Source organism: Actibacterium mucosum KCTC 23349 (assembly GCF_000647975.1).
GTDB classification, from domain to species: domain Bacteria; phylum Pseudomonadota; class Alphaproteobacteria; order Rhodobacterales; family Rhodobacteraceae; genus Actibacterium; species Actibacterium mucosum.
The window spans coordinates 485849-498199 of record NZ_JFKE01000001.1; the positions used below are offsets into that span (position 1 = coordinate 485849).

General features: G+C 61.9%; 13 protein-coding genes. 7 read left to right on the forward strand and 6 right to left on the reverse strand.

All coding sequences use genetic code 11. The annotated features are described in order from the left end of the window. The first annotated feature begins 1 nt into the window (after position 1). From rfbC to rfbA, 4 genes are read left to right on the forward strand one after another with little or no spacing between them, the layout of a single operon-like run. Positions 2 to 559: a dTDP-4-dehydrorhamnose 3,5-epimerase gene (gene rfbC / locus ACMU_RS02380; protein ID WP_035255679.1), complete on the forward strand. Its 558-nt coding sequence runs from the start codon at positions 2 to 4 to the stop codon at positions 557 to 559. Positions 560 to 561: 2 nt separating this feature from the next. Further along, positions 562 to 1611: a dTDP-glucose 4,6-dehydratase gene (gene rfbB / locus ACMU_RS02385; RefSeq protein ID WP_035255680.1), complete on the forward strand. Its 1050-nt coding sequence runs from the start codon at positions 562 to 564 to the stop codon at positions 1609 to 1611. Next, positions 1608 to 2456 (forward strand): dTDP-4-dehydrorhamnose reductase, encoded by an 849-nt coding sequence (gene rfbD, locus ACMU_RS02390; RefSeq protein WP_035255682.1) that lies wholly within the window; start codon positions 1608 to 1610, stop codon positions 2454 to 2456. The genes rfbB and rfbD overlap by 4 nt, the downstream gene beginning before the upstream one ends. Beyond that, positions 2453 to 3325 (forward strand): glucose-1-phosphate thymidylyltransferase RfbA, encoded by an 873-nt coding sequence (rfbA, locus tag ACMU_RS02395; RefSeq protein WP_035255683.1) that lies wholly within the window; start codon positions 2453 to 2455, stop codon positions 3323 to 3325. The genes rfbD and rfbA overlap by 4 nt, the downstream gene beginning before the upstream one ends. Before the next feature lie 176 nt (positions 3326 to 3501). On the opposite strand, the gene ACMU_RS02400 is transcribed toward rfbA, so the two are convergent. From ACMU_RS02400 to ACMU_RS02410, 3 genes are all read right to left on the reverse strand, one after another. Beyond that, positions 3502 to 3717 (reverse strand): DUF1127 domain-containing protein, encoded by a 216-nt coding sequence (locus tag ACMU_RS02400; RefSeq protein ID WP_035256090.1) that lies wholly within the window; start codon positions 3715 to 3717, stop codon positions 3502 to 3504. A gap of 194 nt (positions 3718 to 3911) precedes the next feature. Further along, positions 3912 to 4829: an oxygen-dependent tRNA uridine(34) hydroxylase TrhO gene (trhO, locus tag ACMU_RS02405; RefSeq protein WP_035255684.1), complete on the reverse strand. Its 918-nt coding sequence runs from the start codon at positions 4827 to 4829 to the stop codon at positions 3912 to 3914. Positions 4830 to 4880: 51 nt separating this feature from the next. Continuing rightward, complete coding sequence (locus ACMU_RS02410; RefSeq protein ID WP_051587820.1) at positions 4881 to 5759, reverse strand: aminoglycoside phosphotransferase family protein; 879 nt, start codon at positions 5757 to 5759, stop codon at positions 4881 to 4883. 130 nt (positions 5760 to 5889) lie between these two features. On the opposite strand from ACMU_RS02410, the gene pncA reads away from it, so the two are divergent. Next, positions 5890 to 6483 carry a bifunctional nicotinamidase/pyrazinamidase gene (gene pncA / locus ACMU_RS02415; RefSeq protein ID WP_035255685.1) on the forward strand — a complete coding sequence of 198 codons (594 nt, stop codon included), beginning with the start codon at positions 5890 to 5892 and terminating at the stop codon, positions 6481 to 6483. Between the two features lie 3 nt (positions 6484 to 6486). Here pncA and ACMU_RS02420 read toward each other — a convergent pair whose 3' ends face one another. Beyond that, positions 6487 to 7935 (reverse strand): mannose-1-phosphate guanylyltransferase/mannose-6-phosphate isomerase, encoded by a 1449-nt coding sequence (locus ACMU_RS02420; protein WP_035255686.1) that lies wholly within the window; start codon positions 7933 to 7935, stop codon positions 6487 to 6489. Positions 7936 to 8252: 317 nt separating this feature from the next. Between ACMU_RS02420 and pncB the strand changes: the two genes are divergently transcribed. Both pncB and ACMU_RS02430 read left to right on the forward strand, forming a co-directional pair. Next, on the forward strand, positions 8253 to 9545 hold the full coding sequence (gene pncB, locus ACMU_RS02425; RefSeq protein WP_035255687.1) for a nicotinate phosphoribosyltransferase: 1293 nt from the start codon (positions 8253 to 8255) through the stop codon (positions 9543 to 9545). Between the two features lie 85 nt (positions 9546 to 9630). Further along, positions 9631 to 11013 carry a phosphomannomutase gene (locus ACMU_RS02430; RefSeq protein WP_035255688.1) on the forward strand — a complete coding sequence of 461 codons (1383 nt, stop codon included), beginning with the start codon at positions 9631 to 9633 and terminating at the stop codon, positions 11011 to 11013. On the opposite strand, the gene arfB is transcribed toward ACMU_RS02430, so the two are convergent. Together arfB and ACMU_RS02440 are read right to left on the reverse strand one after the other, a co-directional pair. Further along, the gene (gene arfB, locus ACMU_RS02435; protein WP_035255689.1) at positions 11014 to 11433 is read right to left on the reverse strand and encodes an alternative ribosome rescue aminoacyl-tRNA hydrolase ArfB; all 420 of its coding nucleotides are present in this window, start codon (positions 11431 to 11433) and stop codon (positions 11014 to 11016) included. A gap of 291 nt (positions 11434 to 11724) precedes the next feature. After that, the gene (locus tag ACMU_RS02440) at positions 11725 to 12348 is read right to left on the reverse strand and encodes a queuosine precursor transporter (protein WP_035255691.1); all 624 of its coding nucleotides are present in this window, start codon (positions 12346 to 12348) and stop codon (positions 11725 to 11727) included. Between the last annotated feature and the right edge of the window lie 3 nt (positions 12349 to 12351).

The following is a 12351-nucleotide window of genomic DNA, read 5'->3' on the forward strand; positions in this document are numbered from 1 at the left end:
AATGATTACAGCTGCTCCCAATCTTCCGGACGTCAAAGTGATCACGCCGCCGCGGTTCGGCGATCACCGTGGGTTTTTCTCTGAAAGCTGGAACAAGAAGCGCCTCGCCGAAGCGGGCCTCGATCTGCCGGAATTCGTACAGGACAACCACTCGCTCAGCAGCGAAGCCGGTACAGTGCGCGGATTGCACTTTCAATCTCCGCCGCATGCCCAGGGCAAGCTGGTGCGGTGCGGCCGGGGTCGCCTGTTTGACGTGGCCGTTGATATCCGCGTTGGCAGCCCGACATTCGGCGAATGGTACGGCACCGAGCTGAGCTTTGAGAATGGCGCGCAGCTGTGGGTGCCGGCGGGGTTTTTGCACGGGTTCCAGACGTTAGAGCCCGACACCGAGGTCGTTTACAAATGCACCGATTATTACGCGCCGGACGCCGAAGGCGCGGTGCGGTGGGACAGCTGCGGCATTGCCTGGCCTTTGTCCGGCGACGCGGTACTGTCTGACAAAGACACCGCCGCGCCGGCGCTGGGCGATTTCGCTTCGCCCTTCACGATGGAGGGTTAGGGATGAAACTGCTTGTCACCGGCGGGGCCGGGTTCATCGGCTCGGCGGTGGTGCGGCTGGCGGTGGCACGCGGGCATCAGGTTGTGAACCTCGACGCGCTGACCTATGCCGCCTGTCTGGACAATGTGGCCACGGTGGCCGACGACCCGCTTTACAGCTTTGAACATGCCGACATCCGCGACCGCGCGGCGCTGGACCACATCTTTGCCACCCACAAACCCGACGCGGTGATGCATCTGGCCGCCGAAAGCCATGTGGACCGGTCCATCGACGGGCCGGGCGATTTTATCGAGACCAATATCACCGGCACCTACAATATGCTGGAAGCCGCGCGCGGGTATTGGGTGGGCGCCGGACGACCCGACGGGTTCCGGTTTCACCATATCTCGACCGACGAGGTTTATGGCTCACTGCCAAGCGACCCCGAGGTTCTGTTTACCGAAGATACCGGATATGATCCAAGGTCGCCCTATTCCGCGTCGAAAGCGTCCAGCGACCACCTGGTGCGCGCCTGGTTCGAGACTTATGGCCTGCCGGTGGTGCTGACCAATTGTTCGAACAATTACGGGCCTTATCACTTTCCCGAAAAGCTGATCCCGGTGGTGATCCTGAACGCGCTGGCCGGCAAGCCGCTGCCGATTTATGGCGACGGGTCGAACATTCGCGACTGGCTTTATGTCGAAGACCACGCCGATGCGCTGTTGCTGGTGGTGGCCAAGGGCGAAGTTGGGCGCAGCTACAATATCGGTGGCGAGAATGAGCGGACCAATCTGGAGTTGGTAAAAACCCTCTGCGCGATCCTGGACCAGAAACGGCCCAAGGCGCAGGGGTCGTATGCCGATCAGATCACCTTTGTCGCCGACCGTCCGGGCCATGACGCGCGCTATGCCATCGATCCGGCGCGCATCCGCGACGAGCTGGGCTGGCGGCCCTCGGTCACGGTTGAGCAAGGGCTGGAACGCACGGTGCAATGGTATCTGGACAACGAGGACTGGTGGCGCGCGCTGCAGGGCCGTTCGGGCGTGGGGCAGCGGCTGGGGGTCAAGGCATGATCCTGGTTTTTGGCGCCACCGGGCAGGTTGGGCGCGAGCTGTCGATGCTGGACGAAGTGGCCTGTTTGGGCCGGGATAGTGCCGATTTTGGCGACCCCGCGGCGCTGGCGGGCTTGGTGGAAACGACCAAAGCCAGCGCGGTGATCATCGCCGCAGCCTATACCGCCGTGGACAAGGCCGAAACCGACGAAGACACCGCAATGGCCGTCAACGCCACCGCGCCGGGCGCCATCGCGCGGGCCTGCGCGGCGCGGGGCCTGCCGCTGGTCCATATCTCTACCGATTACGTGTTTGACGGCGCGGGCGACGCGCCCTTTGCGCCCGATCACCCCACCGGCCCGCTGGGCGCGTATGGCCACAGCAAACTTGCGGGTGAGGCGGCAATTCGTGCCGCCGGTGGCCCGCACGCGATCCTGCGCACCAGCTGGGTTGTCTCGGCCCATGGCAACAATTTCGTCAAGACGATGCTGCGGCTGGGGGCCGAGCGTGACCGGCTGACCATCGTCGCCGATCAGGTGGGCGGCCCCACCCCGGCGCGCGATATCGCCGCTGCCTGCGTTGCAATGGCTCGCGCCTTGATCCGCGACCCGGCCAAATCCGGCACATATCATTTCAGCGGCGCGCCCGATGTCAGTTGGGCCGATTTCGCCCGCGAGATTTTTGCCCAAAGCGGCACGGAATGCGCGGTGGTGGACATTCCCACCACCGATTACCCGACACCCGCGGCGCGGCCGCTGAACTCGCGGCTGGACAATTCCACCACTGCCGACATGTTCGGCCTTGCCCGGCCAAACTGGCGCGCCGGGCTGAGCCAGATACTGAACGACCTGGGAGCATTAAAATGACCAACCGCAAGGGGATTATCCTGGCCGGCGGCTCGGGCACGCGGCTCTATCCGCTGACGATGGCGGTGTCGAAACAACTGATGCCGATCTATGACAAGCCGATGATCTATTTCCCCCTCACGGTGCTGATGCTAACCGGTATTCGCGAGATTGCCATCATCACCACACCGCAGGATCAGTCACAGTTTCAGCGTCTTTTGGGCGATGGCAGCCAATGGGGGCTGTCTTTCACCTATATCGCGCAACCCGCGCCCGACGGGCTGGCGCAGGCTTATCTGCTGGCCGAGGATTTTCTGGATGGAGCGCCGTCGGCCATGGTTCTGGGCGACAACATCTTTTTTGGTCACGGGCTGCCCGAGATCCTGCAATCGGCCAACGCGCAGACCACCGGCGGCACCGTCTTTGGCTATCACGTGGCCGACCCGGAACGGTATGGTGTTGTGCGGTTCGACGAGGGGGGTGCGGCGGCTGAGATCATCGAAAAACCAGAGGTTCCTCCGTCGAACTACGCGGTAACGGGCCTCTATTTCCTCGATGGCGAGGCACCCGAGCGCGCAAAAACTGTGCGGCCTTCAGAACGCGGCGAGCTAGAGATCGTGACCCTGCTGGACACTTACCTGACCGAAGGAAACCTCTCGGTTGAACGCATGGGCCGCGGCTTTGCATGGTTGGACACCGGCACGCATGCGTCGTTGTTGGATGCCGGTAACTTCGTACGCACCCTGGTCACACGGCAAGGCATGCAGTCAGGTTGCCCCGAAGAGATCGCCTTTGCCAATGGCTGGATCGACGCGGAAAAACTGGCCGAACATGCCGAGACATTCAAAAAAACCGAGTATGGCCGTTACCTGTCGGGGCTTTTGCAGTGACAGGCCCCGGATCCCGATCCTTTGCCAACCTTGCACGTCGGGCTGCACCTGCGCGGTATGACAGGAGGGCGGTTGACCCGTAACGCGGGCAGCAGGCACAAAAAAACCCCGACGCGCAGGGAGGAGGAGCGCATCGGGGTTCTTGCAAACATCACTAAGCGAAAGGGAGGAGGCGCTTAGTGCTGTTCAGCTGCTTGTTTAGCCAGAAAGCGGATTTCCGAGCGCGAAATGCCCAGGTCGGCCAGTTCACGGCCCGACAGAGCGCTCAGCTCGCGAACGGTTTGGTTATAGATTGCGCGGCGGGCAGCAGCGGCGGCAATGTTGGCGCGCAGGTTGTTGAATGCGCGGGCGATGCCAAAATCGTGGCCCAGGTTCTCGGTTACGTTTGCCATTTCATCGGTCCTTATCGTCGGGTGGGCAGCCTCGGTGCCCGTTGTTTTCTTCTGCACTCAAAATAAACCGATGCTGCATTTGCACAATGCATAGTTCACCAATGCCGCTATGCAGCATTTGCAACGGTTGCGTTTCGGGAATACCTGCTTTTACACAGGGTTATGCCAGTCGCCCAAAAGGCTGCATCGCAGCGTCAGGCGGGCTTCTTTTGTACGCCCAGATGGGCCTCGCCCCGCTTTCGGGCCAAAGAAATCTGCTTTTGACGCTCGCGGAAACGGGCTTTGCGCTCTTCGGAATGCTCGTCAACGCAGTGGTGGCAGGTGACACCTTCTTCGAATTCCGGGCGCAGTCGGTCCGACGGCAGAATCGGGCGACGGCATGCGCGGCACAGCTCGTGCGGGCCTTCCGAAAGCCCGTGCCCAACCGAGACCCGCTCGTCGAATACAAAGCATTCGCCCTGCCACATGCTGTCTTCCTTAGGCACGTCTTCGAGGTATTTCAGGATACCACCTTTAAGGTGGAACACGTCCTCGACCCCCTGACCCAGCAGATAGTTCGTCGACTTTTCGCAACGGATACCACCGGTGCAGAACATGGCCACGCGTTTGTTGTGGAACCGGTCCTTGTTGGCCTCCCACCACGCGGGGAAATCCCGGAAAGTGGGTGTTTCAGGGTCAACGGCCCCGTCAAACGTGCCGATCGAAACCTCGTAATCGTTGCGCGTGTCAATCACCACAACGTCGTCCTGGCGGATCAGATCGTTCCAGTCTTCGGGCGCGACATAATTCCCCACGCGGGCGCGCGGGTCGACGTCGGGTTGGCCCATCGTCACGATCTCGCGCTTCAGCTTCACCTTCATGCGGCCAAAGGGTTCGGCACTGGCGTGGCTTTCTTTCCACTCCAGATCGGCACAGCCGGGCAGGGCGCGGATATGCGCCAGCACGGCGTCGATACCGGCGCGGCTGCCGGCGATGGTGCCGTTGATCCCTTCGCCCGCCAGCAACAGCGAGCCCGTGACCCCACGCGCATCGCACAGGGCCTGCAAAGGACCCTGCAATGCGGCCGGATCGTCGAAACGGGTGAAGTGATACAAGGCGGCGACGGTGAACATGGCCGCCCAGATAATCCTATCGGGCCAGCGGGGCAAGGGCCCAATGGTGGGTCAGTGCTCGGTCAGCTCGGTGAGGATCCGCGTTGCGTATGCTGTCAGCCCCGCGTCGCGATCGCGGTAATAGCTCAGAGCGATCGCCCCGGCATAAACCGCCCAGGCCCTTCCGCGAAGGAAGGTGTCAGGGTCGGGCCTTAGCGTATCAAGAAACGCCGCGCGCCCTTCGCCATCCAGCAACGACCACGCCACGGTCAGGTCCGCCGCCGGGTCACCAACGGCGGACAGGCCCCAATCGATCACCGCCACCAACCGTCCGTCGCGGATCAGCAGGTTTCCCGGTTGCAGGTCGCCATGAATCCAGACGGGCGGATGATCCCAGCACGGGGCCGACAAACCGTCCTGCCACATGCGCGTCAGCTGCGCGGGGTTAAACAGGTCGGCAATGCCCGCAATTGCGCCGCGCGTTGCGGCGTCGCGCTGTTTCAGCGCCACGCCGCGGAAATGGTTCTCGGCGCCGGCCCGCGGTGCGTCTTCCGTCGGCACGGCCTGCAAGGCGCGCAGGAACTCGGCCAGTTGCGCGGCCACAGGTGTCGCCGAAAACGCACCGGGCATTGCGCGCGAGCCATCGATCCAGCGATGCACCGCCCATGGCCAGGGAAACCCCTGACCCGGCGCGCCAATGGCCACCGGTTGCGGCACATTCAGCGGCAGGTCGGTCATCACGCGCAGCCACCGATGGTCACGCGCGACCTGCGCCACCGCCTCGGCCCGCCGCGGAAACCGCAGGCTCAGTTCGTCGCCCAGCCGAAACAGCACATTGTCGCTGCCATGCTCGGCCACAGGGGCCAGGGGCAGATCCGCGAATTGCGGAAACTGCGCAGCCACCAATCCCGCGGCGGCCTCGGGCGGTATGACGATCTCGGACGCGTGCATGCGCGCACCCTAGGGTGGAAATGTGTCAGCTATGTACGGGTTTTATGTACAGTTTTGTTGCACTTGCATGGCTGATCGCGGCTTGACCGGTTCCCGCGCGCGCCCTAGGCAGGATGCAGGAGGTTCCGCCATGACCCGTGCCCTGATCGTGATTGACGTCCAGAATGATTTTTGCCCCGGCGGCGCATTAGCCGTGCAAGAGGGGGATCAGATTGTTAGCGGCATCAACGCGCTGATGAACAGTTTTGATGCCGTGATCCTGACCCAGGACTGGCACCCGGCCCATCACAGCAGTTTTGCCTCGCAGCATGCCGGCGTCGAGGCGTTTCAAACCACCGAGATGCCCTATGGAACACAGGTCCTGTGGCCCGACCACTGTGTTCAAGGCACCGATGGCGCCGCCTTTCACGCCGGTTTGCGAACCGATGGTGACCTGATCATCCGCAAAGGGTTCCGGCCCGGCATCGACAGCTATTCCGCGTTCTTCGAAAACGACCACTCCACACCAACAGGGCTGGAGGGGTACCTGCGCACGCGTGCCATCAATGACCTGACCATGGTCGGGCTGGCCACCGATTTCTGCGTGAACTTTTCGGCGGTGGATGCCGCAAAGCTGGGCTTTGAGGTGACGGTGCAGACGCAACTGTGCCGCGCCATCGACCTGGACGGATCGCTTGCGGCAGCCACGCAAGGAATGCGCGACGCTGGCGTGACGCTGATCTAGCGGCTATTCGCCCGGACAGCGGGCATAGACGTCTTCGTGCCGCACGATGTCGTCTTCCCCCAGATACGCGCCGGTTTGCACCTCGATCAGAACCATGGGCACTTTGCCGGGGTTCTCTAGCCGGTGTTTGGACCCAAGTGGCACATAGATCGACTCGTTTTCGCTGACCAGCTTCACCGCATCACCCACGGTGACCTTCGCGGTGCCTTCAACAACGATCCAATGCTCGGCCCGGTGAAAATGGCTCTGCAGGCTCAGCGACGCACCGGCCTTGACGTGGATGCGTTTCACCTGGAACCGGTCGCCGACAACAAGGCTTTCGAACCACCCCCACGGGCGGTGATCCATCGGAAACTGCACCGCCTGTGGCGCATTCTTTGCCTTCAGCGCCTTGACCACACGGCGTACGTCCTGCGCCCGGTTCATATCTGCAACCAGCACCGCGTCGCTCATGGCCACCGCCACGATATTGTTCAGCCCTACGCCAACAATTTCCAGCCCCTCGGTCTCGGACCGCAGCAACGAGTTCGTGCATTCAATCGCCGTGGCGCCGCCGCTGGCCACGACACCGTTCTTGTCCGGGGTGCTTTCTGACCACACGCTGTCCCACCCGCCCAGATCGGACCAGCGTTCGGTATAGGGCACCGCAGCCAGGTTATCGGCATGCTCCATCACGGCGAAATCGACCGAGATATCCTCGACCTTCGCCCAAGGCTCAGGCGCAAGCCGCAGGAACCCCAGATCGGGCGCGGCCTGCGCCACGGCCTGACCAACCGGGGCACACATCTGCGGCGCATGCGCCTTGAACAGGTCGATCATGTCGCGTGCCCGCGCAAGAAATATGCCCGAGTTCCAAAGGAAATTACCGGATGCAACCATCTCCTGCGCGCGTTGCAGGGCGGGTTTTTCGACAAACCCTTTCAATGCCACCGCCGCGCCGCTGCCATCGGGGCAGGTGGTCAGCTCCAGGTATCCGTAACCCGTATGTGGCGCGTTTGGCACCAAACCAAATGTCACGACCTGGCCCTTTTGCACCGCGTCGACCCCGCGCCAAACGGCCGCCTGGAACGCGTCGCGGTCAGGCATCACATGGTCGGACGGCGTGACCAGCATGATGGCCGCGGGGTCTTTGTCAAAAAGGTGCAACGCGGCCGCCAGAACGGCCGGTGCGGTGTTGCGACCTTCGGGTTCGATCATGATGGTTTCGGGGTCAATGCCAATGGCCAGCAACTGCTCGGCCACGGTGAACCGAAAGGCCGCGCCGGTGATCACAACCGGTGGGCGAAACCCCTTGCCGGTCAACCGTCGGGCCGAGGCCTGAAACAGGGTCTCTTCCCCTACCAATGGAACAAATTGTTTGGGAAAACTTTTACGGGAAAGCGGCCACAGCCGGGTGCCCGAACCGCCGCATAAAGTTACCGGCGTAATCTCTGCTACTTGTTGCTCTGTCACGCGTCAAACCCTTCCACTGAAACAAATTTCTGGTCTATTTCCGTTGCAAGTCAGGCTGGCATCGCGCCGGCCTCTATACAACCAGGGATTATGTAGGCCATGCTATACGAAAGTATCTGTGCGTCTATGCAAATGGTGGAAAGAATCAATTTTATCGAGAATGCAATTCTCCATAAGGTTGTTTTCTGGGCGGCCGCCCGGACATTGGGCGGCGCGTCATTGCCACAAGATCGCGGAACCGGGAATGAATATGGTTGAAACCCGCATCGGCTCGGCCATAACTAAGTCTTGCCTTCATTTGGGAAAGGAATTGCAGATTGGTCGACATCGCAACACGCGTGCATGATCACCAATGGAAGATCGACCCGATCGTCCGTTCCCTGATCGACACCGATTTCTACAAGCTGCTGATGTGCCAATCGGTGTTCACCCATCGTCGTGACACACAGGTGACGTTTTCGCTGATCAACCGCACCCATCGCATCCGCCTTGCTGACCTGATTGACGAGGGCGAACTGCGTGAGCAGCTGGACCATATCCGCACCCTGCGCCTGACACGCGGTGAAAGCACATGGCTGCGCGGCAACATGTTCTACGGCAAACGCGCCATGTTCCGCCCTGATTTCATGGAATGGTTCGAAGGGCTGCAATTGCCCGCCTATCAGCTCGAAAAGCGCGATGGCCAGTACGAGCTGACCTTCGAAGGCAGCTGGCCCGAGGTCATGCTGTGGGAGATCCCGGCCCTTTCTGTGCTGATGGAACTGCGCAGCCGCGCGGTGCTGTCGCAGATGGGCAAGTTTGAACTGCAGGTGCTGTATGCCCGCGCCATGACCAAGCTGTGGGAAAAGGTGGAGCGCCTGCGCCCTACACCCAACCTGCGCATCGCCGATTTCGGCACGCGACGGCGGCACTCCTTCCTGTGGCAGGACTGGTGCGTGCAGGCCATGCAGGAAGGGCTGGGCGACGCCTTTGTCGGCACGTCCAACTGCCACATCGCCATGCGCCGCGATATCGAGGCCATTGGCACCAACGCCCACGAACTGCCCATGGTCTATGCCGCCTTGGCCGAGGATGACAACGCCCTTGCCCGCGCGCCTTACGACGTTTTGTCCGACTGGCACGCCGAACACGATGGCAACCTGCGCATCATCCTGCCAGATACCTATGGCACCGAAGGCTTCCTGAAGAACGCCCCCGATTGGTTGGCAGGCTGGACCGGCATCCGCATTGACAGTGGTGACCCGGCCACCGGGGCCGAAACCGCCATCCGTTGGTGGCAGGAGCGGGGCGAGGACCCCACTAAAAAGCTGGTCATTTTCTCCGACGGGCTGGACGAAGAAAAGATCCTGCAACTGCACGCCCAGTTCGCCCACCGCACCCGCGTCAGCTTTGGCTGGGGCACGCTGCTGACAAACGACTTCCGCGGGCTGGTTCCGGGGGACGCGCTGGCACCGTTCTCGTTGGTCTGCAAGGCGATCTCGGCCAATGGCCGACCGACGGTCAAGCTCAGCGATAATCCCGAAAAAGCCATGGGCCCCCCCGATCAGATCGACCGCTACAAACGCGTCTTCGGCGTGGGTGAACAGCAACCGGTTGCGGTGGTTGTTTAACCCCTTGCTGCAGTTACCGGGGCTTTACGACTTGAGGTTAGGCAAGACATGATAGGCCCCGTAAGCAGCGTAAAGGTATCGCCCAATGGCCCCGAAATTTGGCACCAGCGGATTGCGCGGACTGGTCACAGAACTGACCCCCGATCTGGTGGCCGACTATGTGCATGCGTTTCTGACCATCGTTGACTGCGACACGCTGTTTGTGGGGCGCGACCTGCGGCCGTCGTCACCCGATATTGCTGCCTCGGTCACGGATGCGGCTTTGCAGGCCGGGGTGGATGTCGTGGATTGCGGTGCGCTGGGCACACCGGCGCTGGCGCTGACGTCGATGGGTGCGGGCGGGGCCGCGATTATGGTCACTGGCAGTCATATCCCCGCCGATCGCAACGGGTTGAAATTCTATCTGCCGGGCGGCGAGGTTTCCAAGACCGACGAGGCCGCGATCAACGCCGCTTTTGCCACCCGCGCGCGACGCACGCCCCCCGTGCCGGGGAAGTCCGGCAAAGCACCGGGGGCCGAGGCGACGTATGTCGCGCGCTATGTCGATGCCTTTGGCCCCGGCGCGCTGAAGGGTCTGCGGTTGGGCGTCTACCGCCATTCCTCGGTTGCGCGCGACACAATGCAGAACATCTTTGCCGCGTTGGGTGCAGACACGGTGCCTCTGGCGCATTCTGAAACCTTCATCCCTGTCGATACCGAGGCCGTGGACCCGCATACGCGCGGCCAACTGGCGCAATGGTGCGCCGATCACGGGTTAGACGCGGTTGCCTCGACCGATGGGGATGCCGACCGCCCCATGTTGACCGATGCCAATGGCCAGGTCGTTCCGGGTGACGTTCTGGGCGTGCTGACCGCGCGATTGCTCAAGGCACGTCACGTGGTGACGCCGGTGTCGTCCAACGACATGGTTCGTCGCCTGCCAGAGTTTGGCGCAGTCACGTTGACCCGCATCGGCTCTCCCTTCGTGATCGCCGGGATGCAAGAGGCAGGCAATGTCGACGTTGTGGGGTTCGAGGCCAATGGCGGCTTTCTTCTGGGCTTTACAGCACAGTTGACCGGACCGCTGGCCCCGCTGCCCACACGCGACTGCATGCTGCCGATCCTGGCGCCGTTGGTCGCCGCGAAACAGGCGGGTCTGACACTGGCGGATCTGGTTGCCGGCCTGCCCCCATGTTTTACCGCCGCGGACCGCCTGCAAGAGATTGACCGCGACAAGGCCGCCCACTTTCTGTCGGGCCTGATCGATGACCCCGATCGTCGCGCTGCGTTCTTTGCCGGTTTCGGCCCCATCGCGGGCACCGACCTGACCGACGGGTTGCGCGTTGATTTCTCCACGGGCGAGGTTGTGCATCTGCGCCCCTCGGGCAACGCGCCCGAATTTCGCATCTATGCCCAGGCCGGCAGCGCCGCACGGGCGCAAGAGGTCATGCAAAATGCGAGGGCGGCTGTGGCTGGCGTATTGAGCTGACTATTCCGGACCGGCTTTGCCGCGCATCGCCTTCACCTCGGACCGGATTTTCTTGGCCTTGATCCGTCGTTCGACGCTGCCCTTGGTGGGGCGCGTGGGGCGGCGGCGTTTCGGAACGATCAGCGCTTTGCGGACCAGTTCGGCCAGACGCTCGCGCACAATTTCGCGGTTGCGGGCCTGATGGCGGGTTTCGTCACAGAACAGGATCAGCGCCCCGTCCTTGGTCCAGCGCCGCCCGGCCAGCCGTTTCAGCCGCGCCTTCACCGGGCCGGGCAGGTTGGGTGACCGCTCGGCCTCGAACCGCAATTCCACCGCCGTTGAGACTTTGTTCACATTCTGCCCGCCCGGCCCCGAGGCGCGCACAAAGCTCTCGGTCAGTTCCCAATCCGCGATTGCAATTTCGTCGTTGATACGCAGCATGAAGTTCAAACTTTCGGTTCCCGGACGCCGTCAAAGTTTAAACACTGGCTTAAACTTTGCGACAAACGAAAAGGGCGGCCAGATAAGCCGCCCTTCGAGCATTTTGGGAGATGGGCCAATTAGAGCATCCGCCCAATCAAGGATGTTCGGTTTCCCGACTTAACCAGAAACCTCGGCCCCCCTGACTGTTTTGACACCTCTCTCCAACATCACTCTAGACACTGGACCACCTCCTTTCTGCTGTTGCCGATAGGGGTAGCGTGCCACAGATGTGGTGTTTGTCAAAACAAATTACGCAAATTGTGCGGTCAATCGCCCAACAATCAGGCGGAACGGCACCAGCGCGATCAAGGCAAGGGCAAGTTTGACACCCCAGTCGGCCACAGCCAGCGAAACCCACAGCGGCGCCAACGGTCCGGCGCCCAACAGTGGCAGGATTTCCCCGGCCCAGCTGACGTCATTGGCCGGCTCGATGAAGCTCAGCGCGCCCGAGAAAGCAATGGTAAAGAACAATGCCGTATCGACCGACGACCCGATCAGCGTGCTGGCCAGCGGTGCACGCCACCATGTGCCTTCGCGCAAGCGATTGAAAATAAAGACATCCAGCAGTTGTGCGGTCAGGAAAGCCAGCCCGGAACCGATGGCGATTCGCAACGTGACCAGCGGGCCGAACTCGCCCATGATCTGCGTGCCGATCAACGAGCAGATGACGCCCGTGACAAACCCGGCCAGCACCACGCGCCGCGCCGTCGCCACGCCATAGACGCGGTTCATCACGTCGGTGACCAGAAAGGCCAGCGGATAGGTGAAGGCGCCGTAAGTCAGCCAATTCCCAAACAGGAATTGTACAAGGATATTCGAGGCCACAACGATGGCGGTCATGGCAATGATGCCAGGAAGCAATGCTTTGTTCATGTC

Coding starts and splice junctions, on each gene's coding strand:
- rfbC (WP_035255679.1), top strand. CDS start 2: ATGATTACAGCTGCTCCCAATCTTCCGGACGTCAAAGTGATCACGCCG.
- rfbB (WP_035255680.1), top strand. CDS start 562: ATGAAACTGCTTGTCACCGGCGGGGCCGGGTTCATCGGCTCGGCGGTG.
- rfbD (WP_035255682.1), top strand. CDS start 1,608: ATGATCCTGGTTTTTGGCGCCACCGGGCAGGTTGGGCGCGAGCTGTCG.
- rfbA (WP_035255683.1), top strand. CDS start 2,453: ATGACCAACCGCAAGGGGATTATCCTGGCCGGCGGCTCGGGCACGCGG.
- ACMU_RS02400 (WP_035256090.1), bottom strand. CDS start 3,717: ATGGCAAACGTAACCGAGAACCTGGGCCACGATTTTGGCATCGCCCGC.
- trhO (WP_035255684.1), bottom strand. CDS start 4,829: ATGTTCACCGTCGCCGCCTTGTATCACTTCACCCGTTTCGACGATCCG.
- ACMU_RS02410 (WP_051587820.1), bottom strand. CDS start 5,759: ATGCACGCGTCCGAGATCGTCATACCGCCCGAGGCCGCCGCGGGATTG.
- pncA (WP_035255685.1), top strand. CDS start 5,890: ATGACCCGTGCCCTGATCGTGATTGACGTCCAGAATGATTTTTGCCCC.
- ACMU_RS02430 (WP_035255688.1), top strand. CDS start 9,631: ATGGCCCCGAAATTTGGCACCAGCGGATTGCGCGGACTGGTCACAGAA.
- arfB (WP_035255689.1), bottom strand. CDS start 11,433: ATGCTGCGTATCAACGACGAAATTGCAATCGCGGATTGGGAACTGACC.
- ACMU_RS02440 (WP_035255691.1), bottom strand. CDS start 12,348: ATGAACAAAGCATTGCTTCCTGGCATCATTGCCATGACCGCCATCGTT.